This window comes from Streptomyces sp. CNH287 (assembly GCF_000424825.1).
On record NZ_AUKQ01000005.1, the window covers coordinates 64353 to 89708 of the forward strand.

Consider the following 25356-nt stretch of genomic DNA (forward strand, 5'->3'; position numbering starts at 1 on the left):
GGGCGCTGCCCGGCTTGCCGTCACGCAGGCGATGCGTCGGCACGGTCGAGCAGGGCGTGGGTCAGCCGCATCAGGCGCTGCCGGGCCTCCGCGTCGTACGCCTGCGCGTGCGCGCGGGCGTCGGTGAACCGGTCGAAGTAGCGGCCGGTGGTCGCGGCCAGCTGCGGATCGGTGACCAGCCGCACGGTCGGCCGTACGCCCTCCTCGACGTCCACCGCCGGGGTGAGGCCGTACGCGCGCACGCCCTCGGTGTCCATGAGGTGGGCCGGGTGCAGGGTGTTCACGGTGACGCCGGTGCCGTCGAGTTCGGCCGCGAGCTCGAAACTCGCCATGATCATCGCGAGCTTGCTCCGGCAGTAGGCGCGCAGGCCCTCGTAGTCGCGTTCCAGCATGACGTCGGTGAAGTCGACGGCGTCCTGCCCGACCGACGCCACGTTCACCACCCGGGCGGGCGCGGACGCGGTCAGCAGCGGCAGCAGGTCACGGGTGAGGGCGTACGGGGCCAGGTGGTTCACCGCGAACCGCAACTCGTGGCCCTGCCTGCTCAGTTCCCGCCGCAGGGGCTCGGCGCCGCCGCCGGCCACCGCGTTGTTGACCAGCGCGTCGAGGCGGGGCTCGGCCGCACGCACCCGTGCGGCCAGCGCGCGCACCTGGTCGAGGTCGGCCAGATCGGCGAGGTAGGTGCGGACGGTGGTGCCCGGGACTGCGGCGTCCGGTGCGGCGGCGCGGGCCTCGGCCGCCACCGCGTCGAGGCGGGTGCGGTCGCGGCCGTGCAGCAGCACGGTGTGGCCGCGTGCGGCGAGTTCGAGCGCGATGCCACGGCCCAGCCCTTGGGTCGCGCCGGTGATCAGAGTGGTGTGTCGGTCCATGGCCGCGATCCTGGCAGGCGCGGTGGGACACTCGGGAGCGTGTGCCGAACCTGGTGTTGCCACCACCAGCGGGGCGCCACGGTCGTGAGAACAGCGCAGCGCAGTAGAGGACAACGCACGCCGCCCGGCTCGACGACGTACGAGGAGACCCGCGATGCCCCTGCCCCGCGCCTTCCGGAGGGTCGACCGGTTCGTCAACCCGGTCATGGCGCCCGTCGCCCGCCGGCTGCCGCCGTTCGCCCTGGTCGAGCACGTGGGCCGCCGCAGCGGCAGGCCGTACCGGAACCCGGTGCAGGCGTTCCGCACCGAACGGGGCTGGGTGATCGCCCTGGTGTACGGCGCGGACGCCGACTGGGTGCGGAACGTACTGGCGGCGGACGGCGGCGAGTTGGCCCGCGCGGGCCGCCGCTACCGCCTCACCGAGCCCACCCGCCTGCACGGCCGTACGGGCCGCGAGCTGCTGCCCCGCCCGGCCCGCGCGGTCATGGGCCTGGTCCGCGTCCACGACTACCTGGAGGTCACGGCCACCGAACTCCGCGCCGACTGACGCGTCCCCAACGCCGTCGGTGAATCTTGACTCGACTCCTCGTACGGCACTCTCGCCCGCAGAGTGCGAATTCGTGGAAGCGGACCGCGCCGAGCGTTGAGTGGGTGGACACCGTCGTCCGATCGACTCCGCGAATGGATTGAGAACGGCCAGTCACTCTGTGGGGAAAACGCGGCTGATCACCCTTTCAGGGCACCCCAGGACGCGCAGGGAGTGTCCGCGTACGATGAACTCCAGGAGGCGCACAACTTCTTGCAGGCGGTGAGGTTCGTAGCCTCGATTTCCGTGAGCGAGGTCGTTGCGGACCACCCGCAAGGCACCTGATGTGGTGAGGGCGCTGATGTTGTTCGCTGCCTGCACTTCCTTGACGAGTTCTGTTGCACTCAGGCGGTCCGTGATGTTCACGGGCAGGCCCGTGAACAGGGCATCGAGGGCCGAATCGAGCCCTGCGAACGGCTTCTTTGACAGGTGCAGCTTGATGAACTTGTAGGTCGCAGTATCGAGATCCTTCTTTGCTTGCACCAGGGCCTCTTTGCGGCTGGCAGTGTGCTTGGCTTGTTGTTCCTCGGAAATAGCCTTGGTTTCGTATCCGTACAGACCTTCCAGGGCTTGGATCAGCAACAGATAGCGGGAGCGGGGGTGCTGGTCGCGCGTGTGCAGCATTGCTCCGTACGTCTCCACCAGGGGGTGGTGCGCGGCGGCGTACCGGGACCATTGCGTGACGAGTTCCAGGAGGGAGAGCTTGTCGGGGAGGGCTCGTACGGCGCTGTTGTGAGTTCGATAGGCAGAGGTGGAGCTGGCGAAAGGGGACTGCGTGATACCGGTGCCAAACACCTGGTGGTCGCCTTCCCGGCCTTCGAGTTCCACGTGAAGGTAGGACAGGTCCTGTGGCTTACCGGTAGCGATCGAGAGGATCTTGCGTAGCGATTCGATGTACTCATCAAGGGCGACTGCGAGCGGCTTCGCCTCGGTCAGGGTCACAGTTGCCACGGGACTGAAGGCCAGGTTGAACTCGCACGGGTCCATGGCGCGCATGCGTTGGTAATACCTCACGGTGAGTTCAGCGCCCTGAGTCGACCACGTTCCTGTAGCACCGACGTTGACTGTTGCTGCATATCGACCTTCTTCCACACCCGGCAGAAGAGGGTTCGAGACATCCTTGATGGGGTGAACACCAAGTGCTGCGTCCAGGGCTGTGATCTGGAAGGTTGCCGAGGTGACGAGAGGCGGGACCGTTCCGGTAGGTGCCTCTGGTGCACCGACAAGACCCAAGAAGGCAGCTTTACCCAGAAGGGCAGCGGAACCGGCGATGTAGCCAGTCTTGTCGAAGAGCTGGATATGCGCGTCCAGCAGCATGACAGATCCGCCGTTGGCCAGCCTCCCATGTAGGACCGGGACGCTGATGTCCTGAGGGAAGTCTGTTCCAATGACACCTGGCGCGTGGTGCGTGCGCTGCAACGGCACAGCGCCGTATACCTGCCCAGTGGGATGGCGCAGGGGCCGCAGTACAAGGTCGCCTGGTATGTCGATGTAGCCACCAACCCCGTCAGGGAGGAGCCATGAGCACAGGTAGGTGTCGGGTTCGTACATCAGGCTCAGAGGTAACTTCTGCTTGTCAGGCATGGCACAGTCCCCGTCTAGCTTTCGGTACCAGGTTCAGTCCCGGGCGCCCGGGAGGAGGGCCCGAGGGCGCTGCTCGGCCGAGCCGCCGCAGACCGGTGCAGAGCATGCGATCGATCCACGTCAGTCAGCGTGCAATTGCCCGTCTTTGACGGCAGTGACGAAGGCGGCCCACCCAGCCGCCGCGAACACCAGGGCTGGCCCGCCGGGACACTTGCTGTCTCGCACCGGGATGGCGCCGGTGGCGGCAGTCGACGGTGCCCACTCGACGCAGGCGCCGCCGTCGCCGTTGCTGTGGCTGGACTTGATCCACTGAGCGTCGGAGAGGTCCGTTGTCCTGATCATTGCGGTAAAGCCTCCATGACGGAACGGATGAACGTCGCCGTCCGTGTCGGCGACAGAGCGTACGCGCTGAGCAGATCGTATGACCTGCTGCGGTGCGTCACCCGCTCCGTGTCCTCCAGCAGTTGCCCGGTGGAAATGCTCTCCTCATAGGCCACCACCGTGCCGTCGTCCAGCGTCAACAAGTCCAACGTGCCGCCCAGCAGGGCGTGTTCGCCATGCTCGAACGGGAGGACTTGCACCGTGCTCGTCGGGGTGTCCACCAGGTCAGCGAGCCGGGCGAGCTGTTCGCGCATCACGGCGGCGCCGCCGATCGGCCGCCGTATGGTCGCTTCGTCGAGAATGACGGACAGGTGGGGCGCGGGGTCGGACTCCAGCAGCGTCTGACGGCCCAGGCGAACCGCCACCTTCTGATCGATCTCGTCCGCAGTGGCACGGGGATTGCTCACCCGGAACAGCGCGCGTGCGTAGCCCTCGGTCTGCACCAGCCCAGGTACGAGCTGCCCGGCGTAGCACTCGATCGCCCGGGCGCGCGTCTCCAACTCCATGCGACGCCGGTACTTGTCCGGATGGACCTCGTGCCGGGCAAGGCCGTAGAGCTTGCCGAACAGGCCGTCGGTCTGGAAGGCCGCGTCCAGTTGGGCGGGCAGCTCGGGCGGAATCATGTACTCCGCCACCTCGATCCGCGCGAGATGGCTGCGGCTCACCAGCACCACACCTGCTAGCCGCTCAAGGCTCATGCCCGCCGCCGTGCGGCGCCCGCGCATCTCCGCACCGAAGAGGTGACGGGCACTCCGGTCAGGCGTCAGTTCACGCTGTCGAGCCACCACGGACGCCAACTCCTCTCCCACAACGGGGCTTGGGACATCAAGCCCTTCCCGAGAGTACGCGCGCACCGCGACGATGTCATTACCCACAGTGATGAATGTGGGTCCCCCGCGACCGTGGCGAGACGGCCCGGGGGCGTGGCCATCAACCACAGAGGAGTTGACGACGGATGCACGCTATCGCGAGGTTGGTCGAGTTGTTGTTGCGCGGGCTACTACCAGCCACCGGAGGCCGCCGTGCGGCGCCGGACGAGCACGAGGTGGCCCCCGTACCGGCCGCCGTGCCGGACCCGCCCACGCCTCGGCCCGCCCCGGCAGTGCTCCTGTACGAGGACGGCGGCCCGCTGGTGCGCCCGTACCTGCTCACCCCCGCCGAGCGCCGCGCCCAGCGCGCCGCGCGACCGGCGCCCCGCCGTCGGCTCTGGCTGACCACGCACGGCGTGGAGGTGGCCGCGCGATGACGCACGAGTTCCGCCGGACCACCGTGCCGACACCCGGTCTGCGCCTGCTGCCGTGGACGACCCCCGACGGGCTGCCCTGCTACCTCAAGCCGGGTGGCACGCCGGGGATCGTCACCCGGCTCGCAGACGACATGGAGGATGCCCAACTCGCCAGCGGAGCCGACGTGGTGGGCGGTGCGCGCGCCGTCCTGGCCGACGGCACGGCGGGGGAGCAGGCCGTACGGTTCGCGCTGCGCCGCACCGTCGAGTCGCTGAGCGACGCCATCCGTATCGCGGACAGCCGCGGCGCCCGCCTCCCCGAGGGCGGCGCGGACGGCGAGGCGGAGGAGGCGGGCGGCGGCCCCGGCTGAGCCGACTGCCTGACGCTCCCGGCATGCGGTGACTCTCCACCGCATGCCGGGACGGCCGTGAACGCCACACATCGCGGGCCGGGATCGACTTGGCCCCGGAGTCGCGGGTGTCCGGTTACGGCGTCGCGGCATGTTGCGGACATGACGAAGATGGTCGCAGCGGAGATGACACACCGGAGGTGTCGCGTGGACCAGAACGACTTGGCGGCGTTAGCTGCGCAGGCCCTGTCCTCCGCCCTGGGTGGCGCGGCCGGCACCGTGGCGTCCCAGTTCACGCAGGACAGGTTGAACCGCTCCGCCCGTGGTCGCGCGGCTCTGGACGGCCTGAACGCCTCTCCTGGTGATCCCGCTGCCCAACGGGATGTGCAGGACGCCCTTACCGACGACATCAGCGGCGACCCCGAATTCGCCGATCGGCTCGCCGTACTTCTGCATGCCCCCGTACAGCAGACGACCGGAAGCGTGGTCATCACGGGCAGCCGGGTACGGCACAGCCAGATAGCGCTGGGCCCGCTCACGATCAACAACACGCCCGGCGCGCGGGTTTCCCTCGCCTTCGCAGCCGCCCTGCTGCTCGCCCTGGCTGCGCTCGGGGTGTACGGGGGCGCGGCGCTGATCGACACCGACGACGCGCCGCATGCCCGGCCGACCACGTCGACCGGGTCGACCGGGTCGACCGCTCAGCGGGACGCGAGCGATGCCGAACCCGCGGGCGGCGCGGTGCTGTCGGCGGAGGATCTGAAGCTGGCGGCGCTCGATCCGTCGGAGCTTCCGCCGGAGGTCAGCCCTTCGCAGCCGGAGGAGCTGGAGATCACGGACCCGAAGGCCGACCCGGCCGAGTGCCAGCCGTTCATGGATCTCTACAGCGCCCAACCCCAGCGCCCGCGACACGCCCGCTTCCAAGGGGCCCTGGCCGACGCACGTGGGGACGGCTACTACGGATACCGGATCTTCCTCGACTCCTATGCCAGCACGGAGGAGGCGAGCGCCGTGCTGAAGGATCTCCGGATGTCGCTGGACGCTTGCCCGTCGGACTTCTCGGACGGGGACGGCTGGGAATTCGATCCGATCAGCAAGGCACTCGATCCGGAATCCGGTGAGGAATCCGTGGCCTTCGGGGAGGAGTCGGGCACCAAGTACAACGTGGTGCGCGTGGGGACGGTGCTCGTCGTACTCACCAGCTCGGACCTAGCGACGTATGTCGGGGACGGGCAGATCGACCCGGTCATCCTGGACGCCCAGGTGGCCAAGGTGAAAAGGGCCATCGCGCAGGTCGGCGAGGGCTGAGGCAGGCGCGGGGCGCGGGGCGGGAGGCGACCCCGGCAGCGCCGACAGCGGGCCGAAAGGGTTCCGACAGTGTCGCTCGGCAAGGTGGTCCCACACCACGAGGGGCGCCCGCCCCGCAGTGGACGCCTGCGGAGCGAGGAGCGTACGGGATGTCCGGGAACGCGAACGAGAACACGCACGGGAACAAGCACGGGAGCGGGCAGGAGAACGCCGTGGCGGTGATCGGGTTCGGGCAGATGGGGGCCCGGCTCGCCGAGGCGTTCCTCGCCGCCGGTTACGCCACGACCGTGTGGAACCGTACGGCCGCGAAGGCGGACCCCCTCGTCGCACGCGGCGCCGTCCGCGCGGCCACGGTGGCGGAGGCCGTCGAGGCCGCCCAGTTGGTGGTCGTGTGCCTGCCGGACTACGACACCGTGCGCGGCGTGCTCGCCCCCGTCGCCGCGAGCCTGCGCGGCCGGGTGCTGGTGAACCTGACCTCCGGCACTCCGGAGGAGGGCCGCACCATGGCGGACCGCGCGGCCGGATTCGGCGCCGCGGCCTACCTGGACGGCGCCGCGATGAGCGGTACCCGGCTGGTCGGCCGCCCCGAGGCGCTGTTCGTCTTCAGCGGTTCGCCGGATGCGTTCGCCGCGCACCGTACGGCGCTCGCGGCGCTGGGCAACTCCGTGCACCTGGGGGCCGAACCGGGACTGGCCGCCGTGTACGACACCGCACTGTTCGGTCTGGCCTGGGGCGCGCTGGCGGGCTTCTACCACGCGGTCGCGCTCACCGGCGCGGACGGCGTCGACCCGGTCGCCTTCGCGGAGGTGGCGGCCGGGCACATGCCGTTCGTCGCCTCGCTGATGACGGACCACGCCCGCCAGATCGCGCGGGGCAGCTACCCGGACGACGACGGCACCGTGGAGGTGCACGCGGCGGCGATGGACCATCTCGTGGCCACCAGCCGCACGGCGGGCGTACGTACGGACGTGCCGGACCTGGCCGCCACCCTGCTGGCGCGCGCGGCGGCGGCCGGGCACGGCGCGGACGGCATCGCCAGCGTCGTGGAGACGCTCCGCGAGGGCGCGGGGCCTGTCTGAGCGCCTCGGTTGTCAGTGGCGACCTCTAGCGTCTCAGGGACGGCGAAGCCCGAGCGAGAGGAGCGCAGATGACGGGGCTGGGCTGGATGTACGGCAGCGATCTTCCGCTGCTGAGCCTGACCTTCGCGCGCGACATCCCGGCGCGCGAGCTGCTGGAACGGATGGGTGTGGACGAGGTCCCGGTCGTGCGCGACCAGGAGGACTTCTACGAGGAGTTCGGGGAATTGCTGGACGCCACTGACTCGTACGTCGTCAGCGCTGGTCGGTGCGGGGAGTGGGCGTGGGCGTGGGAGCACAGCAGTTGGTTGTGCTCCGATGGCGACAACCAGCTGATCTGCGAAGTGTCGAGGGGGACGCAGGCACTGATGTTGCACGCCAACGTGAAGCCCATGGTGGACTTCCGCTACGCCGAGGACGGGCACCTCGTCACCGGTATCGACACGCTGGGGCCCTTCACCCCTGAGCGTTACGAGGGCCGCGACCCACAACGGTTCACTTCGGCGATGCGCGCGCTGGGGGCCTCGCCGGAGCACGGGGACTTCGGTCCGCTCGGCCAACGAGGGCTGTTCTACCGCCTCGCCGAGGACCTCGGCATCGGCCTCCCCCATGCCGACCTCACCTTCCATCCGGTGCTCAGCGCCCGACTCCGGCCCAGACCGGACACCGGGGTCTGACCGCTCGGTCCGCATCCGTACCGAACCGAGGCGAACAGCGCTACCCGTCCCTGCTGACGCGGCGGCGCCCCCGCCCGTTCGGGAGGAGGGGCGCGACGGCCTCCCGGAGGTCCTCGACGCGGCGGTAGTGCACGGCGGCCATCCCCGCCGCGCGCGCCGCGTCGGCGTTGGCGGCGGTGTCGTCCACGAACAGGCAGCGCCCCGGCGGTACGCCGAGCCGCTCGGCGGCGAGGCGGTAGACGCCCTGCGCGGGCTTCGCGACCCCGATGCGGGAGGTGTTGACGACGGCATGGGCGAGGGCGTCCAGGCCGTCCCGGACCAGGTCCCGCTCCAGCCGGGTGGTCGCGTTGGAGACCAGTGCGAGAGGCATCGTCTCGCTCACCCGGGCGAGCAGTGCCACGGCCTCCCGGTCCACCCGCGGCACGACGGCCGACCAGGCGGCGACGAGGGCGTGCGCCCGCTCGGCCGACCCGTGCGCCCGGGTCAGGTCGGACGCGACGGCCGCACGCCACTGCTCGTCGGTGACCTCCCCGGTGATCGCGGGGCGCAGCCGGGGCGCGGCGAACGCCGTCGCGGCGAGGGTGCCCGGGGGGAAGCCGTGGGCGCGGTCGAGTCCGCCGGAGTCCGGCCAGTGGCGGAGCACTCCGTCGATGTCGCAGAGCACGGCTTCGAACGGCAGTGCAGACACGGTTGGCTCCTCGCGGTGTGGCTCGGGCGTCGCGGTGGGATGGTCATACGGGATGATGCCCGCGGAGCGCACATGTGAGCGAACGTTAACGAGAGCGGGGACGGCAGGGATGACGCGGTACGGCGAGTGGGTCGAGGTCCGGTTCGACGAGGAGGGCGCGGGGGAGGCGGGGCGGACGCACGTCGCGGAACTGGTCCTGGACCGGCCCCGGGCGATGAACGCCATCTCGACGGAGATGGCCCGCTGCCTCGGCGAGGCGTGCGCGGACCTCGCGGAGTGGCGGGCGGTGCGGGCCGTCGTGATCACCTCCAGCAGCGAACGGGCGTTCTGCGTGGGTGCCGATCTCAAGGAGCGCAACTCCCTCACGGACGAGGAGCTGAGCCGCCAGCGCCCGTACACCCGCGCCGCCTACACCGGGGTGCTGGAGTTGCCGATGCCCACGATCGCGGCCGTGCACGGCTACGCGCTCGGCGGCGGGTTCGAGATCGCGCTCTCCTGCGACCTGATCGTGGCCGACCCGATGGCGGTCGTCGGGCTGCCCGAGGTGTCCGTCGGGGTGATCCCGGGCGGCGGCGGTACGCAGTTGCTGCCGCGCCGGGTGGGTGCCGCGCGGGCCGCCGAGCTGATCTTCACCGCACGCCGTGTCGGGGGCCCCGAGGCGCACGCGATGGGCCTGGTCGACCAGCTTGCGGAGCCCGGCGCGGCCCGTGCCGAAGCGCTGGCCCTGGCGGCCCGCATCGCGGCGAACTCGCCCGTCGGCCTGCGCGCGGCCAAGGAGGCGCTGCGCGGCGGCTGGGGCAGGGAGCTGCGGGCCGGGCTGGAGGTGGAGGACGCGGCGTGGCGCCGGGTGGCCTTCTCCGGGGACCGGGCGGAGGGTGTGGCGGCCTTCAACGAGAAGCGCACCCCGGACTGGCCGGGGGAGTAGAGCACCAGCAGCGCCCCCGCCCCGCTCCCTCCCCACCCGGTTGGGCCTGATGGAGTCGGCGGGCCGGGAACCCGGTGCCGCTGACCCGGCACGGGCGGGGGAACGCTTCTAACCTGGAGGTATGGGAGAGGACACGCGGTTGCGCGCCGTCGTGGAGCTGGCGCAGGCCATGGCGGCGGCGCGTACGCCGCTGGAGGCCGCGTACGTCGCCGCGAGCGGTGCGCGGGAGGCGACGGGCGCGTCGTTCGCCGCGCTGTCCGTGTGGGAGCGGGAGCGCGGCAGGCTGCGGGTGCTGGTGAACGTGGGGGCGCTGGCGGGCGGCGAGGAGGAGTTCCCGGAGGACGAGTCGTATCCGGTGCACGACTTCCCGGAGATCACCGAGGTCCTGCCCGGCGGTGGCGCGGGCGGCGGTGGCGGCACGGACGGTGACGGCACGGGCGGCGGCAGCGCGCCGCACGCCTGGGTGGAGACGGCCGACGAGCGCTCCGGCGCGCCCCCCGGCGCCCGCGCCGCCGCGCTGCGCCGCCGGGGGCGCGGCAGCTGCGTGATCGCGCCGGTCGTGCTGCACGGCCGGGCGTGGGGCGAGCTGTACGTCGCCCGCGCCGTCGGCGCGCCGGTCTTCGGGCGGGCCGACGCGGACTTCGCCACGGTCCTCGCCGCCATCATCGCCGCCGGTATCGCCCAGAACGAGCGGCTGGAGGAGGTGCGGCGGCTCGCCTTCACCGACCCGCTCACCGGGCTGGCCAACCGCCGGGCCGTGGACGCCGGGCTGGCGGCGGGTGTGGAGCGGCACCGTGCAGAGGGCGTCGTGGTCAGCCTCGTCGTCTGCGACGTCAACGGGCTCAAGCGGGTCAACGACGTGCACGGCCACGCGGCCGGTGACCGGCTGCTGGAGCGCTTCGGCTCGGTGCTGTCGCGGTGCGGGGCGCTGCTGCCCGGCGCGCTGGCGGCGCGGCTGGGCGGGGACGAGTTCTGCCTGGTCGCCGTGGGGCCGACGGCGGACGAGGTGGTGCGTACGGCGGACGAGCTGTGCCGCCGGGCCGCGCAGCCGGGCATGGGGGAGGGCGTGGCCTGCGGGGTCGCGTCCACGGGCGATCCGATCGGACCGGTGCGTACGGCGCGCAGGCTGTTCCGGCTGGCGGACGCGGCGCAGTACCGGGCGAAGGCCGCGCGTGCTGCGAAGCCGGTGGTCGCGGGCCGGGAGGGCGGTCCCGACGACCCGGTGGTCCGGCTCGCGGACGCCCCGCCTCGCCCCGGTGCGGAGCGGCGGCGGTTCCGGGGCGAGCAGGGTTGAAGAATCGTTTCGGCTCTCGGTGCCCAAAGGGGCGTGCCAGGCGGTGCCCGGCGGGCGCCCCGCCGGCCGCCCGAGGCCGGGAGGTGCGGTGTGCGTCCACCGGCGGCCCGCTCGTGACAGATTACGATTCACTCTCTAGGGTGCCTGAATATGAATATGCACACAGTGGTGGTGGAGACGTCCGGCACCCGCCCCGAGGACGTCCTGGCCGTCGCCCGCGACGGGGCCCGCGTGGAGCTGTCCCCGGAGGCCCTGGCCGCCGTCGCCGCCGCGCGCGGCTTCGTCGACGAGCTGGCCGCCAAGCCCGAGCCCGTGTACGGCATCTCGACCGGCTTCGGCGCCCTCGCCGTACGCCACATCGACCCCGGCCTGCGCGCTCAGCTCCAGCGCAACATCGTGCGCTCGCACGCCGCCGGGATGGGCCCGCGCGTGGAGCGCGAGGTGGTGCGCGCCCTGATGTTCCTGCGGCTGAAGACCGTCGCCTCCGGTCACACCGGCGTACGCCCCCAGGTGGCGCAGACCATGGCCGACGTCCTGAACGCGGGCATCACCCCGGTCGTGCACGAGCACGGCTCGCTCGGCTGCTCCGGCGACCTCGCGCCGCTCTCGCACTGCGCCCTCACCCTCCTCGGCGAGGGCGACGCGGAGGGCCCCGACGGCACCGTACGGCCCGCCGGTGAACTGCTCGCCGCGCACGGCATCGCCCCCGTGGAGCTGCGGGAGAAGGAGGGCCTCGCGCTCCTCAACGGCACCGACGGCATGCTCGGCATGCTGCTGATGGCCTGCGCCGACCTCGCCCGCCTGTTCACCTCCGCCGACATCACCGCCGCGCTCACCCTGGAGGCGCTGCTCGGCACCGACCGGGTGCTCGCCCCCGAGCTGCACGCCATCCGCCCGCACCCGGGCCAGGCGGCCAGCGCCGCCAACATGCGCAAGGTGCTGGCGGGCTCCGCGCTCACCGGCCACCACCAGGACGACGCGCCCCGCGTCCAGGACGCCTACTCGGTCCGCTGCGCCCCGCAGGTCGCGGGCGCGGCCCGGGACACCCTCGCGCACGCCCGCACCGTCGCCGAACGGGAGCTGGCGGCGGCCGTGGACAACCCGGTCGTGCTGCGCGACGGCCGGATCGAGTCGAACGGCAACTTCCATGGCGCGCCCGTCGGTTACGTCCTCGACTTCCTGGCCATCGCCGCCGCCGACCTCGGCTCCATCACCGAGCGCCGTACCGACCGGCTGCTGGACAAGAACCGCTCGCACGGCCTGCCGCCCTTCCTCGCCCACGACGCGGGGGTGGACTCCGGGCTGATGATCGCGCAGTACACGCAGGCCGCCCTGGTGCACGAGCTGAAGCGGCTGGCCGTGCCCTCGTCGGTGGACTCGATCCCCTCCTCCGCGATGCAGGAGGACCACGTCTCGATGGGCTGGTCGGCCGCCCGCAAGCTGCGTACGGCGGTGGACGGGCTCACCCGGATCGTCGCCATCGAGCTGTACGCCGCCGCCCGCGGGGTGGAGCTGCGCGCGGCGAACGGTGCCGCCCCGGCTCCGGCGAGCCGTGCCGTGCTGGCGGCGGCCGTCGCGGCGGGGGTGCGCGGTGCGGGGGAGGACCGCTTCCTGTCGCCGGACATGGCGGCGGCGGAGGAGTTCGTACGCGGTGGCGGGCTGGTCGCCGCCGCCGAGTCGGTCACCGGGCCGCTGGCCTGAGACCGGGGCGCTGACCGGGCCGGGCCTGGGGCTACCGCCCCGCCCGCTCCGGCCGGGCGGCGCCTGAGCGGGACAGCAGCACGCCGCCCGCGGCGGCGGCCCCGGCCAGCCCGAGGCCGCCCAGGAGGTAGGGGGTGGTGGCGGAGCTGTCGTGCTCGGCGCTGAGGACGGGCTGCCGGTGGGCCTGCGGGTGGCCGCCGGACTGGTGCCGCCGGGCGTCCGCCCGGTCCGCCCGTGTGTCCCCGGCCTGCGCGTGGTCGGTGCCCGCGTGCTCCGCCCGGGTGTCTCCGGCCTGCCCGGCCTGCGCCTGCGCCGTCTCGCCACGGGCCGCCACCGTCTGTGCCTTCGGGCCGGACGGCTCGCCCGGCGTCTCTTCGGCGGAGGGCATGAACCACACGCCGACCAGTGCGCCTGCCGCGACGGCGGCGGTGATCAGCGGCCGGCGGTGGACGCGGGCTACGGAGAGTGCGGGCACAGGTGCTCCCTTGGACGCGTGCTGCGGTGCTGCCGATGGTAGTGACCGGGCGGGTCGTGCGGAAGGCGTGCGCCTCGTGCCGCATACGCTCCCTGCCATGAGCGCTGACGCCGTACAGGCCGCCCCGCAGGTCCGACTCCGGGTGGAGCTGGTGGTCGAGATCGCTGATCCGGCCGCCCTCACGCACGCCGCCGTCCAGCATCTCGCGGACGACGCGCGCGGGGTGGGCGGCGCCCATCCGCAGGCCGTGCGCCCCTCCGTCGGCCCGCCCGCCGATCCGTCCGCCGATCCCGCCCTCGGCCCCGCCGCCACCGACGCCGTCGCCACCGATCCGGCCGAGGCGCTCTCCTACCTGGTCGATCCGTTCGACCTGGTCAAGGGCGTGCCGGGCGTCCAGCTGGCGCAGGCGAGCTGGGGGAGCGAGCGGCTCGCACCGGGGGCGTATGACGAGGACGACTGGATCGACGAGGTGTAGCCGCAACGCTGCTGGGCAGTACGGGTTGGGGCGGCGGACGCCGCGGGCGAACGGCTGCGGGGCCCGGAGAATCACGATCAGGTGTCGTGTCCCACAGTTTCCGCCGAGGTGGAACGGATCACAGCGGCATTGCGTATTCATAGGTATAGCTGGGATGCGCTTGTCCGGTATAGCCGGTACGTGGGTGTACGCAGTGTTTCGGGTTCGGAGTCTTGGGCTCAGCAAGCAGATGGAGAAGCGTGTGATGACGGTGGGTAAGCACCGCAAAGGCATAGCGGCGGTAGCTGTGCTCTTGAGCGGTGTGCTGACGCTGACGGCCTGCGGAGGAGACGGCGACAGCGGCGACGAGGGCGGCAGCGGCAAGGACAAGACGGCCGAGCAGCAGAGCAAGGCCGACAAGGCCGCTGCCGACGAGGCGTCCGACGCCCGAATATCCATCAAGCCCAAGGACGGCAGCGAGCGCGCGAGCATCAACAGTGCGGGCAAGGTGTCGGTCAGTGACGGCAAGCTGGTCGAGGTCGCGATGACCGCGAAGCAGTCCGGCACGGCGGTGGAGGGCAAGATCTCCGCGGACGGCAAGTCGTGGAAGCCCGCCGGAGCCCTGGAGCGGGCGACGAAGTACGAGGTCAAGGCCGTGGCCGAGGACGGCGACGGGCGCGAGGCGCACGAGTCGTCCACCTTCACCACCGTCTCCCCGCAGAACAGCTTCATCGGCTACTTCACGCCGGACGACGGCAAGGAGGTCGGCGTCGGCATGCCGGTCTCGATCAACTTCGACAAGCCGGTCACCGACAAGAAGGCCGTGCAGTCGGCGATCAAGGTGGACACCAGCAGCGGCCAGGAGGTCGTCGGCCACTGGTTCAGCCCGACGCGCCTCGACTTCCGGCCCGAGGAGTACTGGAAGGCAGGCTCCAAGGTCACCGTCGACCTGAACCTCGACGGCGTCGACGCGTCCGAGGGCGTTACCGGTGTCCAGGACAAGACGATCACCTTCAACGTGGGCCGCGCGCAGGTCAGCACGGTCGACGTGAAGACGAAGAAGATGACGGTCGTCCGGGACGGCAAGACGCTCAAGACCATCCCGATCTCGGCCGGCAGCGCGGAAACCCCGACGTACAACGGCGAGATGGTGATCTCCGAGAAGTTCAAGGAGACCCGGATGGACGGCGCGACCGTCGGCTTCACCGACGACGACGGCAAGGGCGAGTACGACATCAAGGACGTGCCGCACGCCATGCGGCTGTCCACCTCCGGCACCTTCATCCACGGCAACTACTGGGGCTCCGACGGCATCTTCGGCTCGGCCAACACCAGCCACGGCTGCGTCGGTCTGAACGACGCCAAGGGCGCGGGTGACGCGAAGCAGGACGGCGCCTGGTTCTACGAGAACTCGATGCTCGGCGACCTCGTCGTCGTCAAGAACTCGCCGGACAAGACGATCAAGGCGGACAACGGCCTCAACGGCTGGAACATGCCGTGGTCGGAGTGGAAGGCCGGTTCCGCGGTCTGACCGACGGAGGCACGCCACAGGCGGCACGCGGTATGCACGAGGGCGGGGCACGGGAGCAACTCCCGTGCCCCGCCCTCGTGTTGCGTACGGGCATGGCCCCGCGCCGCCCCGCGCTTCTCATGCTGCTCTCATGGCCTCCTCAGCCGACTGTCACGGAGCGTGCCTAACTTCTCCCGCATGTTCCTCACCTACCTCCGGCGCGAACTGCGTCGCCGCAGAAGGGCGTCGTTCGTCGTCGCCGCCGGACTCGCGCTCGGCATCGCCCTGGTCATCGTCGTCACCTCGGTCTCCGCGGGGATGCGCCAGGCCCAGGACGAAGTCCTGGAATCGCTCTACGGCCTGGGCACCGACATGACCGTCCAGAAGGAACGGGAGAAGGGCGAGCGGGCGAAGCCGCCCGCCTTCGAATTCGACGCCAAGGAGTCCGAGAAGGGCGAGGACGGGAAGGGTGCGGAGCAGACCGAGGACCGGCTGATGCCGCGCAACCTCCAGGAGACGCTGGGGAAGAAGGAGGTCGAGAAGATCGCCGGCACGCGGGACGTCGCCGGAGTCGTCGGCAGCCTCGCCCTCCAGCAGATGACCGTCAGCGGCGAGTTCAAGCCCGGCGAGGTCAAAGAGGGGGAGGGCGGGCGCGGCTTCGTGCGCCGGGGCCCCAAGGTCGAGGGCGGCGGCGCCGACTTCGAGATGAACGTCATCACCCTCGACGGCGTGGACACCGGCCACCCCGACTACGGCCCGCTCTCCACCTCAAAGATCAGCGAGGGCCGTACCTTCAAGGCGTCCGAGGAGTACGCGAAGGTCGCCGTCGTCGACCAGGCGTACGCCCGGCAGAAGAAGCTGTCGGTCGGCGACGAAGTCAAGGTCAAGGGCACGGCATTCGAGGTCATCGGCATCGCGTCCCCCGCCAGCGGCCAGTCCTCGGCGCAGGTCTCCGTTCCGCTGCGGGTGGCCCAGACGCTGGCCGGGCTGGACGACCAGGTCAGCACCGTCTACGTGCAGGCCACCGACTCGCAGCAGATCGACGGCGTCAAGGCCGCCATCGAGAAGGACCTGCCGCGCGCCACCGTGACCACCTCCGAGGACCTCGCCCAGACCGTCTCCGGCTCGCTCAAGACCGCCGGGGACCTCGCGTCCGGCGTCGGCAAGTGGCTGTCCGTCACGGTGCTCGCCGCCGCGTTCCTGGTCGCGGGCCTGCTGACCTCCTCGGCGGTCAGCCGCCGGGTACGGGAGTTCGGCACGCTGAAGGCGCTCGGCTGGAAGAGCGGCCGGGTCACCCGGCAGGTGATGGGCGAGTCACTGGTCAACGGCCTGCTCGGCGGCGCGCTGGGCATCGCGGCCGGACTCGCCGGGGCGTACGCCATGACCGCGCTGAGCCCCAACCTCACGGCCTCGCTGGGCGGCGGACAGATGCCCGCCATGATGGGCGGGCCGGGCGGTGCGGGCGGGCCGGGTCCCGGCGGCCCCGTCCCGGCCCTGGACGGCGCCGGGCACAGCCTGGACATCGCACTGACGGCGCCGGTCACGCTGGGCGTGATCCTGCTGGCCGTCGGCCTGGCGCTGGCAGGCGGCCTGATCTCGGGCGCGTTCGGCGGCTGGCGGGCCGCGCGCCTGCGCCCCGCCGACGCGCTGCGCCGGATCGCGTGAACCGACCCACGTGAACCGACCCACGTGAAACCGCTGCGCGTGAACCCCCGCGCGTGAACCGCCGGTACGGGACCGCCCGTGCCGACGCCACGGGGCGCAGGTCCCGGCCGGGAGCCCCGCCCGCCGGCCGGGACCCACGCCCCCACCCGCACCAGCGAACACCGAACCCCCGGCAGGACGGGGGAGATCCACGGAGCCGCACCATGTACCAGCTCACCGGCGTCATCAAGCACTACACCCGAGGCAGGCAGACCGTCCGCGCGCTCGACGGCATCGACCTCACCATCGAGGAGGGCAGCCGCCTGGTCGTCCAGGGCCCGACCGGCGGCGGCAAGTCCACCCTCCTCCAGATGCTCGGCGGCCTCGACCGCCCCACCTCCGGCCAGGTCCTGCTGGGCGGCAGCGATCTGGGCGGGCTCTCCGAGTCGCGGCTGACCGTGCTGCGGGCCCAGCGGATCGGCTTCGTCTTCCAGAACTTCAACCTCATCCCGACCCTCAGCGCACAGGAGAACGTCGAGACCGCGCTCGTCCCCTTCGGCGTCCGGTCGCTGGAGCGGCGGCGCCGGGCGGCCGAGGCGCTCGGCTCGGTGGGCCTCGGCGACCGGCTCGCCCATCTGCCGGACGAACTCTCCGGCGGCCAGCAGCAGCGCGTCGCCATCGCCCGCGCGCTCGTGAAGCGTCCCTCCGTGCTGCTCGCGGACGAACCGACCGGCAACCTCGACGAATCGATGCGGGACGAGGTGATGGAGGTCCTGGAGGGCCAGTGGCAGGAACACGGGCTGACGTTCGTCCTGGTCACCCACGACACCACGGTCGCGCGCCGCGCGGAGCGGGTGGCCACGATCCGGGAGGGCCGGGTCCGGGTCACCGAGCGGAAGCCGGTCTGAGCGGGCGGCGGGGCGGGGCGCCGCGCGCCGCCCCGCCACCCCTCCGGGTCAGCCGTGCGCGGGGCTCGCGGCGGCCCTGCTGAACTCCGCGAGGAACGCCTCGTCGAAGGCCTTGAGGTCGTCCGGCTGCCTGCTGGTGATCAGTGCGTTCGGCCCGTTGCGGCAGACGACGACCGGCTCGTTCACCCAGTCGGCGCCCGCGTTGCGCAGATCGGTGGCCAGGCTCGGGAACGAGGTGACCGTACGCCCGGGCAGCACGCCCGCCTCGACCAGCACCCAGGGCGCGTGGCAGATCGCGGCGACGGGCCTGCCGGTGTCGAAGAAGGCGCGCACGAACCGTACGGCCTCCGCGTCCATGCGCAGCGCGTCCGGATTCGCCACCCCGCCGGGCAGCACCAGCCCGTCGAACTCGGCCACGGACGCCTCGCCGACCGTGCCGTCCACGGGGAAGCTGTCCGCCTTGTCCAGGTGGTGGAAGGCCCGGACGGGTCCGTCCACGGTCGAGATCAGCCGGGGCGTGCCCCCGGCGTCCAGGACGGCCTGCCACGGGTCCGTCAGCTCCATCTGCTCGACCCCTGCGGGGGCTACCAGAAACGCGGTCTTCACGGTGGGTCACATCCTCCGGCCGGTATGGGCTCTTCCGCCTTCGGGTGACCGCTGCGGCCCAGCTCATGCATACGACGCGGAGGGTGGGCGCGGCGTGACCTGGTGTCGCGGACGGCGGCGCGCGGACCGGCCGGGTGGCGGCGGCGAGTTGCGGGGTGGGGGGACCCTCCTTAGCGTGTGAGTGCGTGCCGTGACTGATCCGATACGGACGGTGTCCGTGCGCGTGCCCGTCCCCTCGGGCTCTGTCCCCAGGAGTTCCCCCTCCCCCCATCAGGAGACGCAATGCTCCACTCCCCGTTCGCCAAGGTCGCGCTCTGCGCCACCGGCAGCGCCGTCGCCGCCATGTCCCTGGCCGGTACGGCGACCGCCGTCGCCGACCCCGTACCGCTCCCGGCCGCGCCCGAACGCGCCGCCGTATCCCAGCTCGCCCCGCAGCTGGGCGGCGGCAAGGTCCATCGCGGGTACGCGACGCGGACCGTCCGGGTTCACCTGCGTGCCAGCGTGACCTCGCCGACCATCGGCCTCATCCGCCGGGGCTCGGTCGTCCACCTCAAGTGCAAGATCCGCACGCAGGGCCTGCCCGCCCAGACCTGGTACAAGCTGGCCGAACGCCGTGGCTGGGTGAACTCCCGCTACATCCGCACGTTCGACCGCATCCCCTACTGCCGCTACCTCCGCTGACGCGGACTGCCACACACGGCGCCTGACCGGGCCCGGGACGCTTGCGTTCCGGGCCCGCAGGGTCCGCGCCTACGTTCAGGGGTGTGGGGTGGTGTCGGGGTGGTGGTGGGTGGCGTGTTGGCGGAGGGCGTCGTGGGTGGGGTCGGTGATGTGCCAGGTGTGGCCGGTGGGGTGGTTGCGGAAGAGGGCGCAGGCGTCGCCGTGGGTGTCTTCGGTGGTGGTGTGGGTGCACCAGGGGAGGAGGACGAAGCGGGCGTCCTCGTCGTTCCATTGGCGCCAGACGGCCCAGTTGCGGTCGAAGTCCCACAGGTGTGCGGCGTGGGGTCCTTCATGGTCCTGGGCGAGCGCGCACAGCGCGTAGCCCGTCTCGACGTCGGGCAGGAGGTGGGGCGGGGGCGGGACGTCGCCGGTGGCGGTGCACTGGAGCATCAGCGGTTCTCCAAGGGCTGCTGTCAGGGGTCCAGGAAGCTGTAGCGCGGACCGCTGGTCACTGGGTCTCTCCTGCGGACGTGGTGGGGGTGGCGTGCCAGGGTTGGACGGTCAGGTGGCGGTAGCTGCGGTGCGAGGGGTGTGCCTGGGCGTGGGTGGTGACCCACTCCCGCAGCGTCTCCAGAGTGTTGGCCGGTCGGGACTGCTGGTTGCAGGCCAGGCACTGCATCACCTGCCGGGCCACCGCGTCCCGGCGCGGGTCCGGTGCCGCACGCCAGATCACCGGCGAGGGTGCGGGGTTGGTGTGGGCGCGCACCCGCAGCGAGGCGTCTTTCAGCAGCCGGTAGGTGATGCCGCCCTCGAACATCAGCAGGCGGTCCCCGCCCGAGCAGGCACGCATCTCCCGCACCGTGCGCCAGCCACCCCGCACGTGCACCACATCGCCGACCCGCACCGACCACACGGTCACATGAGGACCGCCCTGGAAACTCTCCACAGGCATCAACAGCCCTCCTTGTGCAGGGCTGGACGGGCGACCTGAACAGCACGACGGCAATCCGGCGCCTCCGGTGGCAGGGGTGCGTCCCGCAGCGCCCGGCACAACTGCGCGTGCACCAACTCCGCCTCGGACACGCTCAGGTGGAGGTTGATGTCAGCCTCTCGCCGCCTGTTGTGCACCAGCCACAACGGCAGCACACACCGGCCTCCGTCTGCCCGCAGCGGAAACCCCGGGACCCGCTCCACCGACCACCCACGCACACCCGGCCCCGCGTGGGCAGACAAGGAATCCGGGATCGCCTCGCCCTCAAGGACCCGGCAGAACTGGCCGTGCAACTCCTCAGCCTGCACAAGGCTCAACACCAGATCCAGATCACTGTGATGCTCACCGTCACGCACCAGCCACAGCGGCAGCAGACACCGCTCGAACTCCACCTGCCGCAACACCGGCCTGCCCGGAATCCGGTCAATACGCCAACCCACAGGACGACACACCATCGCCGCATCGGACACCGACCACTCCTCTCTGTAGTCGCTCCACTACCAAGGCGGCTCAGAGTGACCTGCGATTCAAGATGTCTGCAACGTGCGGGTTTTGCTCGGAGACTGAGGTACTTGGATGGTGAACCGCAAGGAGTTGGACCCTGAGAAGTCGCCGGGTGCTGTGTTTGGCCAGCGTTTACGCACGTTGAGGGACGAGCGCGGCTGGACGCAAGAGGAACTCGGAGAGCGCATGGGCTGTACCGGGACCCATATCTCCGCCGTCGAAACCGGTCGCCGTCCACCAACTCAGCGCTTTTCAGCAGCCGCTGACAAGGCGTTTGGCACGGGCGACAAATTCGAGCGTCAAGGTCGTGCGGCGCGTCACACGCCTTGGCTTGAAGGGTTCCCGGAGTTCGTTGCCCACGAGGCGAGCGCTGCCGAGGTCCGACTCTTTGAGCTGGGGATCGTTCCAGGATTGCTTCAAACTCCGGAGTACGCCGCAGCCATCACTGTGGGCGCCGTGCGCCGAGGGGCGATCACCGAGCAGCAGGCAGAGGACCGGTTGGCCTTGCTCACGAAGCGGCAAGCATCCTTGGATCGGACCCCTGCCCCACAGATTTACGCTGTTCTCGACGAAAGTTGCGTGCGGCGTCTGGTGGGAGGCCCGCAGGTCATGGCGGATCAACTCGACCGACTCGCCGTGTTCGCCGATCTGCCCTCCACCGTCCTTCAGGTGGCTCCTTTTGGCCTAGGCGAACGGAGGGCTTTCGACCTACCCGTGACTCTGCTCACCCTCACCGATCGCTCGCACATCGCCTACGCCGAGTCAGCGCACCAAGGCCGACTGGAGCGAGATACGCGCTTCGTGCAGCCCTTGCTGACGGCCTACCATCAGCTACAAGCCGAAGCGCTCTCCCAGGCGACATCGGTGGCCATGATCAAGCAGCTACGAAGGGGCACCCCGTGATGACTGAATCCCCCCGCTGGTTCAAGTCTTCTTACAGCAGCAACGGCGGCCAGTGCCTTGAGGTCGCCGCCAACCTCGCCACCACACACGGCATGGTCCCCGTGCGTGACTCCAAGAACCCCACCGGCCCGGCCCTGACCTTCGCCACCGGCTCGTTCGCCACCTTCGTGGCAGGCGTCAAGGCAGGCGACTTCGGCGCCGCCTGACCAGTCAGACCAAACCGCCGCCCCATCACGCCCTTGCGTGATGGGGCGGCGGCCTGCCCGGACGCGGACGCCAGCGCTCCAGCGGCGAGCAGGCCGGATCGGACGCCAACTCCGCCCCACACAACCCGACTTCCGTGACTCACGGCCTGCCATCGACTACAGAGTGAGGTGCCGCCCAGGCGGTGCCCACAGCCCCGGAGCGAGTCTGATCGCCGATGCGGGGCTGTTGCTGCTGATCCAGTTGGCGGGTTGGGCCCGGCCGCCGTGGTGCGCCAGACCGGTAAAGTGAGGAGATGATCTCATCCGACCGAAGTGCAGCCGAACGTGAGGTGCCGGAGGCAATCACCTACCGCGTGGCGGAGAGCGAGTGCGACAAGTCCGCTGTCATCAAGGGTGAGTTCAGCTCGGATACCGTCTTCGAAGTCGTCGGCTCCGAGGACGGGTTCGCCATTCGGGCTGCCCGGCTGGACCCGCCGGTTCACAAGGTCTTCCCCGACGTCGAGCCCGAGGCCGATGAGACGTCGGAGGGCGAGCGCCGGTTTGTCGCGCTGGATGGCGGACTCGTGTGCGGCTATGTCGACACGGAGTATGAACCCTGGAATCGGCGGCTGGTTATCGCCGATATCGAGGTGGCCGGGCCGTACCAGGGCCGAGGAATCGGGCGGACACTGATGAGTTACGCCATCGGCTGGGCCCGGGAACGCGGTGCCGGGCACGTGTGGCTGGAAGTGACGAACATCAACGCTTCGGCCATCCGGGCCTACCAGCGGATGGGGTTCACCTTCTGCGGACTGGACACTTCCCTCTACAGCGGTACCGAGTCCGAGGGAGAGACGGCACTGTATATGAGCCACTTCCTCGACTGAACCGCTGGCCGGTAGCCGGCCCAGTGCTCGGACATGGAGACGCGGAGTACGGCCGGTTCAAGATCCGGCCGGTGGATCGAGGCTAAAGTGTCGATCATGCCGCTTGTGGAAGTGACCTACTCGCCCACGGTGCCTGAGGCCCAGCTACGCGAACTGGGCTCGGTGCTGCCGCACCTGGTGTCCCTGGCTGTGGAGTGCCCCGAGGAGCCGTACGACGGCGATCTGCAACCGGGGGATGTCGAGATCCGCTTCCGGCAGCTGAGCCCGCTGGATCGCAGCGGGCTTCCGGTGGTGATCGAGATCAGGTCGAAGTGGACCACCAGCAGGGAAGCCGACCGCGAGGAGCGTGTCGACGCGCTGCACGAGGAGATCCGCGCCGCAACCGGGCTGGTCTCCTTCGGCGTCTACCTCTCCCTGCCCGTCGCCGCTTGGTCCCAGGGAGACTGACACCCGCTCCGTACCGAACCCGGTCGCGCCACTGTCACTCGGTGAAGGCGAGTGAACGGAGGCCGGCGTCCAGCATGCGGATCAACTCACCGACCCGTCCGCCGCCACTCGGTGCCGCCGGGAAGCGGGTGAGTACGTCAACGACGACCGGTGTCGCCCGTTGCGCCGCCTGCCGAAGGCGTTCGGCGCCCACGTTCCGCTCGTCGTCGGCGACGAGTTCGGCCGCTCTGGCCGCGTACGCGCCGGCTCCGAGAATGTGCTTGACCTGGGTGGCCCTCGCCAGCGGGTGCAGGTAGGCGGCGCCTGCCGCAGACATCGCCGCCCGAGCCGCTTCGCGCGCGGGCTCGGCCTCCGTGTTCTTGGCTGCCTTGAGCGCCGCCCATGCCGTGTCGCGCAGCGCCTTCCCCCGCTCGCCGCCCCGGGCGAACTCCCATGCCGCGCCGACCGCGTCCCGAGGCCGCGAGTCGTCCGGCTGGGCGTCCTCGAAGATCCCGAGCACCTCTTCCGCGCACGCTGCGGCGAACGCGGTGACCTCGCGAAGGTCCTGCTTGCTCAGAGTGATCTCGCTCAGTTCCCCTGCCACGGCTCTCCTTGACGCCCGCGCTGAACACCCGGTTCGCCAGCGCCGCCCGGAACCACCTTAGAGGGTTGCCCGGCGACATCGCGGCATGCTAGAACCGTCTTAGCCGGTTCGCATCGAATCCAGGCCGGTTCGCGATGATCAGGAGGTCTCATGACGGGCGACGTGCAAGCGTGTGAAGTCCGCGCGACTGATGCCGACCTCGATGATCTGCGCGCGCGGCTGGCTGCGGCGCGGCTGCCGGAGGCGGAGACCGTCCATGGCGCGGCGCCCGGCCCGCGCCGCTGGGGGCAGGGCGTTCCCCTCGCCGACCTCGTGGACGTCGTGAACTACTGGCGCACCGAGTACGACTGGCGGGCGTTCGAGGAGCGCCTGCACCGGATCGGGCAGTTCCGTACGACCATCGACGGTCTGGGAATCCACTTCCTGCACCGCCGGTCCGCTCGTGCGGACGCGACGCCGCTGATCATGACGCACGGCTGGCCGGGCAGCATCGCCGAGTTCAGCGAGGTCATCGACGAACTGGCAGATCCGCAGGACGCCGACGCGCCCGCGTTCCACGTCGTGGCCCCGTCGCTGCCGGGATTCGGTTACAGCGACAAGCCGACTGTCACAGGATGGGGGCTCGAAAAGATCGCTGCCGCCTGGGTCGAGCTGATGGGAAGGCTCGGGTACGACAAGTTCGCGGCCCACGGCGGTGACTGGGGAGGCGTGATCACCACCATCCTCGGCGGCAGGTTCCCCGCGCACGTTCTCGGTATCCACAACCTGACCCCGCAGGCACCGCCCGGATTGCCGACGGACGGCCTGACGGCGGCCGAGCGCGTATGGACCCAGGAGACCCGCGACTTCTGGCACGGCCCCCGCGCGGCGTTCGCGAAGCAGCAGGCGGCCCGTCCGCAGACCATCGGCTACTCGCTCGCCGACTCACCGGTGGGGCTTCTCGCCTGGATTCTCGACAAGTTCGCCGAGTGGACCGATACGAAGGACAGCCCGTTCGAGACGATTTCCCGGGACAGGATTCTGGACAACGTCACCCTGTACTGGCTGACGCGGACCGGCGCGTCCTCGGCCCGCATCTACTACGAGAGCCACGACTCGCTGGACCCTGAACTCCGGGTCGACGTCCCGTCGGCGCTCAGTGTGTATCCGCACGACATCGAGAAGTGCCCGCGCCCCTGGGCGCAGGTGCGGTACCGGCAGATCGTCCGGTGGAACGAGCCCGAAACCGGGGGACACTTCCCGTCGCTGGAGGTTCCCGAGTACTTCGTCAACGACCTGCGCGAGGGAATCGCGGCGGCGCTGGCCGCCCGCCCCTGACCGCGCCCGGCCCCTGCCCGCGCCGCGCCGCGCCCGGAGGTCTTCAGGCCGAAGCGCGCGGTGCTGGCGGCGCGGGCTCCGGCACGGGCGGCGGTCCCGAGGGCGCGGGCTCCGGCCCGGCGGGTACGGGGCTGCGCATCGCCGACCACGTCGCGGTGTCCGCGAGGACCAGCTCCTCCACCCGGTGCGCCAGCAACTGACCGGCCCCCGGCCCGTCGTACGGCGCGCCGCCCAGGCTCCACGCGATCAGATGCTGCTGGAGCGCCACCATCGAGGCGCTCGTACGAATCCAGTTCTCGCCCCACCGGAACAGCTGGCGCAGGCCCACCGCCGCCGCGACCCCGGCACCCAGCGCGCCGGTCACCGCGCCGGAGGCGCCCATCGCCACGGCCGCCGGGACGGAGGCGGAGAGCAGCACGATCACGACCTCGGAGGCGTAGAAACCGATGCGGGCGCGGCGCTTCTGCCGCTCGTACCAGCCCAGGCGCTCGATGACGCTCGGCGGCGGCTCCGTACCGTCCGGGGCCCGCAGCGCGGACCACCAGTACGCCGCTCGGGCCCCGGGTCTGCCAGCTTGTGCGTCCATGGCAGGAAGTAGACGTCACGGATGCGGGGCGG

General features: G+C 71.1%; 31 protein-coding genes. 19 read left to right on the plus strand and 12 right to left on the minus strand.

Annotated elements, in window-relative coordinates; genetic code table 11:
- Positions 1-20: 20 nt before the first annotated feature.
- Positions 21-869 carry an SDR family NAD(P)-dependent oxidoreductase gene (locus tag H299_RS0106575; protein WP_027747762.1) on the minus strand — a complete coding sequence of 283 codons (849 nt, stop codon included), beginning with the start codon at positions 867-869 and terminating at the stop codon, positions 21-23.
- 154 nt (positions 870-1023) lie between these two features.
- On the opposite strand from H299_RS0106575, the gene H299_RS0106580 reads away from it, so the two are divergent.
- Positions 1024-1416, plus strand: coding sequence for a nitroreductase family deazaflavin-dependent oxidoreductase (locus H299_RS0106580; RefSeq protein WP_027747763.1), 393 nt, complete (start codon positions 1024-1026; stop codon positions 1414-1416).
- Between the two features lie 153 nt (positions 1417-1569).
- Here the strand turns inward: H299_RS0106580 and H299_RS39510 are convergent, their stop codons facing one another.
- From H299_RS39510 to H299_RS0106595, 3 genes are all read right to left on the minus strand, one after another.
- Positions 1570-3039: a hypothetical protein gene (locus H299_RS39510; RefSeq protein WP_158692282.1), complete on the minus strand. Its 1470-nt coding sequence runs from the start codon at positions 3037-3039 to the stop codon at positions 1570-1572.
- 120 nt (positions 3040-3159) lie between these two features.
- Positions 3160-3381, minus strand: coding sequence for a DUF397 domain-containing protein (locus H299_RS0106590; RefSeq protein WP_027747765.1), 222 nt, complete (start codon positions 3379-3381; stop codon positions 3160-3162).
- On the minus strand, positions 3378-4208 hold the full coding sequence (locus tag H299_RS0106595) for a helix-turn-helix domain-containing protein (protein WP_027747766.1): 831 nt from the start codon (positions 4206-4208) through the stop codon (positions 3378-3380). The genes H299_RS0106590 and H299_RS0106595 overlap by 4 nt, the downstream gene beginning before the upstream one ends.
- Positions 4209-4375: 167 nt before the next feature.
- Between H299_RS0106595 and H299_RS37405 the strand changes: the two genes are divergently transcribed.
- From H299_RS37405 to H299_RS37415, 5 genes are all read left to right on the plus strand, one after another.
- Positions 4376-4666, plus strand: coding sequence for a hypothetical protein (locus H299_RS37405; RefSeq protein WP_078512519.1), 291 nt, complete (start codon positions 4376-4378; stop codon positions 4664-4666).
- Positions 4663-5016 (plus strand): hypothetical protein, encoded by a 354-nt coding sequence (locus tag H299_RS0106605; protein ID WP_051262189.1) that lies wholly within the window; start codon positions 4663-4665, stop codon positions 5014-5016. Before H299_RS37405 ends, H299_RS0106605 begins: the two co-directional genes overlap by 4 nt.
- A gap of 186 nt (positions 5017-5202) precedes the next feature.
- Positions 5203-6303, plus strand: coding sequence for a hypothetical protein (locus tag H299_RS37410; RefSeq protein ID WP_051262190.1), 1101 nt, complete (start codon positions 5203-5205; stop codon positions 6301-6303).
- 149 nt (positions 6304-6452) lie between these two features.
- On the plus strand, positions 6453-7382 hold the full coding sequence (locus H299_RS0106615) for an imine reductase family protein (RefSeq protein WP_078512520.1): 930 nt from the start codon (positions 6453-6455) through the stop codon (positions 7380-7382).
- A 68-nt stretch (positions 7383-7450) separates the two neighbouring features.
- Positions 7451-8056: a DUF6461 domain-containing protein gene (locus tag H299_RS37415; RefSeq protein WP_051262191.1), complete on the plus strand. Its 606-nt coding sequence runs from the start codon at positions 7451-7453 to the stop codon at positions 8054-8056.
- A 40-nt stretch (positions 8057-8096) separates the two neighbouring features.
- Here the strand turns inward: H299_RS37415 and H299_RS0106625 are convergent, their stop codons facing one another.
- Positions 8097-8744, minus strand: coding sequence for an HAD family hydrolase (locus tag H299_RS0106625; RefSeq protein ID WP_027747769.1), 648 nt, complete (start codon positions 8742-8744; stop codon positions 8097-8099).
- Positions 8745-8853: 109 nt separating this feature from the next.
- On the opposite strand from H299_RS0106625, the gene H299_RS0106630 reads away from it, so the two are divergent.
- The 3 genes from H299_RS0106630 to hutH all read left to right on the plus strand — a co-directional run bounded on the left by H299_RS0106630 (position 8854) and on the right by hutH (position 12664).
- Entirely contained in the window at positions 8854-9669 is an 816-nt protein-coding gene (locus tag H299_RS0106630) for an enoyl-CoA hydratase-related protein (RefSeq protein ID WP_027747770.1), read from the plus strand.
- A 121-nt stretch (positions 9670-9790) separates the two neighbouring features.
- On the plus strand, positions 9791-10963 hold the full coding sequence (locus H299_RS0106635; protein ID WP_027747771.1) for a GGDEF domain-containing protein: 1173 nt from the start codon (positions 9791-9793) through the stop codon (positions 10961-10963).
- Positions 10964-11119: 156 nt separating this feature from the next.
- Positions 11120-12664: a histidine ammonia-lyase gene (gene hutH, locus H299_RS0106640; RefSeq protein ID WP_027747772.1), complete on the plus strand. Its 1545-nt coding sequence runs from the start codon at positions 11120-11122 to the stop codon at positions 12662-12664.
- Positions 12665-12695: 31 nt separating this feature from the next.
- Here the strand turns inward: hutH and H299_RS32575 are convergent, their stop codons facing one another.
- A complete protein-coding gene (locus H299_RS32575; protein ID WP_037758080.1) occupies positions 12696-13139 on the minus strand; it encodes a hypothetical protein in 444 nt (147 codons plus the stop codon).
- Between the two features lie 97 nt (positions 13140-13236).
- Between H299_RS32575 and H299_RS32580 the strand changes: the two genes are divergently transcribed.
- From H299_RS32580 to H299_RS0106665, 4 genes are all read left to right on the plus strand, one after another.
- Positions 13237-13614 carry a hypothetical protein gene (locus H299_RS32580; RefSeq protein ID WP_037758082.1) on the plus strand — a complete coding sequence of 126 codons (378 nt, stop codon included), beginning with the start codon at positions 13237-13239 and terminating at the stop codon, positions 13612-13614.
- Between the two features lie 229 nt (positions 13615-13843).
- Positions 13844-15124, plus strand: a complete 1281-nt coding sequence (locus H299_RS0106655; RefSeq protein ID WP_027747773.1) for an Ig-like domain-containing protein — start codon at positions 13844-13846, stop codon at positions 15122-15124.
- Positions 15125-15301: 177 nt separating this feature from the next.
- Entirely contained in the window at positions 15302-16768 is a 1467-nt protein-coding gene (locus H299_RS0106660) for an ABC transporter permease (protein WP_027747774.1), read from the plus strand.
- Between the two features lie 203 nt (positions 16769-16971).
- The gene (locus tag H299_RS0106665) at positions 16972-17655 is read left to right on the plus strand and encodes an ABC transporter ATP-binding protein (protein WP_027747775.1); all 684 of its coding nucleotides are present in this window, start codon (positions 16972-16974) and stop codon (positions 17653-17655) included.
- Between the two features lie 48 nt (positions 17656-17703).
- Here the strand turns inward: H299_RS0106665 and H299_RS0106670 are convergent, their stop codons facing one another.
- Positions 17704-18261: a type 1 glutamine amidotransferase domain-containing protein gene (locus H299_RS0106670; protein WP_027747776.1), complete on the minus strand. Its 558-nt coding sequence runs from the start codon at positions 18259-18261 to the stop codon at positions 17704-17706.
- 282 nt (positions 18262-18543) lie between these two features.
- Here H299_RS0106670 and H299_RS0106675 point away from each other — a divergent pair, with 282 nt between their 5' ends.
- Positions 18544-18942 (plus strand): hypothetical protein, encoded by a 399-nt coding sequence (locus tag H299_RS0106675; RefSeq protein WP_027747777.1) that lies wholly within the window; start codon positions 18544-18546, stop codon positions 18940-18942.
- A gap of 75 nt (positions 18943-19017) precedes the next feature.
- On the opposite strand, the gene H299_RS0106680 is transcribed toward H299_RS0106675, so the two are convergent.
- Genes H299_RS0106680 through H299_RS40255 form a run of 3 tightly spaced genes read right to left on the minus strand, consistent with a single transcriptional unit; the run spans position 19018 to position 20382 of the window.
- Entirely contained in the window at positions 19018-19371 is a 354-nt protein-coding gene (locus H299_RS0106680; protein ID WP_027747778.1) for a hypothetical protein, read from the minus strand.
- Positions 19372-19429: 58 nt separating this feature from the next.
- A complete protein-coding gene (locus H299_RS0106685) occupies positions 19430-19873 on the minus strand; it encodes a DUF7848 domain-containing protein (RefSeq protein ID WP_158692283.1) in 444 nt (147 codons plus the stop codon).
- Positions 19873-20382 (minus strand): hypothetical protein, encoded by a 510-nt coding sequence (locus H299_RS40255; RefSeq protein WP_486587173.1) that lies wholly within the window; start codon positions 20380-20382, stop codon positions 19873-19875. Before H299_RS40255 ends, H299_RS0106685 begins: the two co-directional genes overlap by 1 nt.
- 106 nt (positions 20383-20488) lie before the next feature.
- On the opposite strand from H299_RS40255, the gene H299_RS0106695 reads away from it, so the two are divergent.
- The 4 genes from H299_RS0106695 (at position 20489) to H299_RS0106710 (ending at position 22838) form a co-directional block, all read left to right on the plus strand.
- Entirely contained in the window at positions 20489-21319 is an 831-nt protein-coding gene (locus H299_RS0106695) for a Scr1 family TA system antitoxin-like transcriptional regulator (protein ID WP_027747780.1), read from the plus strand.
- Complete coding sequence (locus tag H299_RS0106700; RefSeq protein ID WP_027747781.1) at positions 21316-21525, plus strand: DUF397 domain-containing protein; 210 nt, start codon at positions 21316-21318, stop codon at positions 21523-21525. Before H299_RS0106695 ends, H299_RS0106700 begins: the two co-directional genes overlap by 4 nt.
- Before the next feature lie 293 nt (positions 21526-21818).
- Positions 21819-22391 carry a GNAT family N-acetyltransferase gene (locus tag H299_RS0106705; RefSeq protein WP_051262193.1) on the plus strand — a complete coding sequence of 191 codons (573 nt, stop codon included), beginning with the start codon at positions 21819-21821 and terminating at the stop codon, positions 22389-22391.
- A 96-nt stretch (positions 22392-22487) separates the two neighbouring features.
- On the plus strand, positions 22488-22838 hold the full coding sequence (locus tag H299_RS0106710) for a hypothetical protein (protein WP_027747783.1): 351 nt from the start codon (positions 22488-22490) through the stop codon (positions 22836-22838).
- Between the two features lie 34 nt (positions 22839-22872).
- On the opposite strand, the gene H299_RS0106715 is transcribed toward H299_RS0106710, so the two are convergent.
- Positions 22873-23421 carry a putative immunity protein gene (locus H299_RS0106715; RefSeq protein WP_027747784.1) on the minus strand — a complete coding sequence of 183 codons (549 nt, stop codon included), beginning with the start codon at positions 23419-23421 and terminating at the stop codon, positions 22873-22875.
- 150 nt (positions 23422-23571) lie between these two features.
- Between H299_RS0106715 and H299_RS0106720 the strand changes: the two genes are divergently transcribed.
- Positions 23572-24738: an epoxide hydrolase gene (locus H299_RS0106720; RefSeq protein ID WP_027747785.1), complete on the plus strand. Its 1167-nt coding sequence runs from the start codon at positions 23572-23574 to the stop codon at positions 24736-24738.
- 43 nt (positions 24739-24781) lie between these two features.
- On the opposite strand, the gene H299_RS0106725 is transcribed toward H299_RS0106720, so the two are convergent.
- Entirely contained in the window at positions 24782-25324 is a 543-nt protein-coding gene (locus H299_RS0106725; protein ID WP_027747786.1) for a DUF4231 domain-containing protein, read from the minus strand.
- Between the last annotated feature and the right edge of the window lie 32 nt (positions 25325-25356).

Excerpts from the sequence above, each read along its gene's own strand:
- H299_RS0106695 (WP_027747780.1), top strand. The coding sequence starts at position 20,489 with ATGGTGAACCGCAAGGAGTTGGACCCTGAGAAGTCGCCGGGTGCTGTG.
- hutH (WP_027747772.1), top strand. The coding sequence starts at position 11,120 with ATGCACACAGTGGTGGTGGAGACGTCCGGCACCCGCCCCGAGGACGTC.
- H299_RS0106685 (WP_158692283.1), bottom strand. The coding sequence starts at position 19,873 with ATGCCTGTGGAGAGTTTCCAGGGCGGTCCTCATGTGACCGTGTGGTCG.
- H299_RS0106615 (WP_078512520.1), top strand. The coding sequence starts at position 6,453 with ATGTCCGGGAACGCGAACGAGAACACGCACGGGAACAAGCACGGGAGC.
- H299_RS0106680 (WP_027747778.1), bottom strand. The coding sequence starts at position 19,371 with ATGCTCCAGTGCACCGCCACCGGCGACGTCCCGCCCCCGCCCCACCTC.
- H299_RS0106575 (WP_027747762.1), bottom strand. The coding sequence starts at position 869 with ATGGACCGACACACCACTCTGATCACCGGCGCGACCCAAGGGCTGGGC.
- H299_RS0106630 (WP_027747770.1), top strand. The coding sequence starts at position 8,854 with ATGACGCGGTACGGCGAGTGGGTCGAGGTCCGGTTCGACGAGGAGGGC.
- H299_RS0106605 (WP_051262189.1), top strand. The coding sequence starts at position 4,663 with ATGACGCACGAGTTCCGCCGGACCACCGTGCCGACACCCGGTCTGCGC.
- H299_RS0106635 (WP_027747771.1), top strand. The coding sequence starts at position 9,791 with ATGGGAGAGGACACGCGGTTGCGCGCCGTCGTGGAGCTGGCGCAGGCC.
- H299_RS32580 (WP_037758082.1), top strand. The coding sequence starts at position 13,237 with ATGAGCGCTGACGCCGTACAGGCCGCCCCGCAGGTCCGACTCCGGGTG.
- H299_RS0106725 (WP_027747786.1), bottom strand. The coding sequence starts at position 25,324 with ATGGACGCACAAGCTGGCAGACCCGGGGCCCGAGCGGCGTACTGGTGG.
- H299_RS0106660 (WP_027747774.1), top strand. The coding sequence starts at position 15,302 with ATGTTCCTCACCTACCTCCGGCGCGAACTGCGTCGCCGCAGAAGGGCG.
- H299_RS0106655 (WP_027747773.1), top strand. The coding sequence starts at position 13,844 with ATGGAGAAGCGTGTGATGACGGTGGGTAAGCACCGCAAAGGCATAGCG.
- H299_RS0106705 (WP_051262193.1), top strand. The coding sequence starts at position 21,819 with ATGATCTCATCCGACCGAAGTGCAGCCGAACGTGAGGTGCCGGAGGCA.
- H299_RS0106590 (WP_027747765.1), bottom strand. The coding sequence starts at position 3,381 with ATGATCAGGACAACGGACCTCTCCGACGCTCAGTGGATCAAGTCCAGC.
- H299_RS0106665 (WP_027747775.1), top strand. The coding sequence starts at position 16,972 with ATGTACCAGCTCACCGGCGTCATCAAGCACTACACCCGAGGCAGGCAG.
- H299_RS37405 (WP_078512519.1), top strand. The coding sequence starts at position 4,376 with ATGCACGCTATCGCGAGGTTGGTCGAGTTGTTGTTGCGCGGGCTACTA.
- H299_RS0106710 (WP_027747783.1), top strand. The coding sequence starts at position 22,488 with ATGCCGCTTGTGGAAGTGACCTACTCGCCCACGGTGCCTGAGGCCCAG.
- H299_RS0106580 (WP_027747763.1), top strand. The coding sequence starts at position 1,024 with ATGCCCCTGCCCCGCGCCTTCCGGAGGGTCGACCGGTTCGTCAACCCG.
- H299_RS0106675 (WP_027747777.1), top strand. The coding sequence starts at position 18,544 with ATGCTCCACTCCCCGTTCGCCAAGGTCGCGCTCTGCGCCACCGGCAGC.
- H299_RS0106720 (WP_027747785.1), top strand. The coding sequence starts at position 23,572 with ATGACGGGCGACGTGCAAGCGTGTGAAGTCCGCGCGACTGATGCCGAC.
- H299_RS37415 (WP_051262191.1), top strand. The coding sequence starts at position 7,451 with ATGACGGGGCTGGGCTGGATGTACGGCAGCGATCTTCCGCTGCTGAGC.
- H299_RS39510 (WP_158692282.1), bottom strand. The coding sequence starts at position 3,039 with ATGCCTGACAAGCAGAAGTTACCTCTGAGCCTGATGTACGAACCCGAC.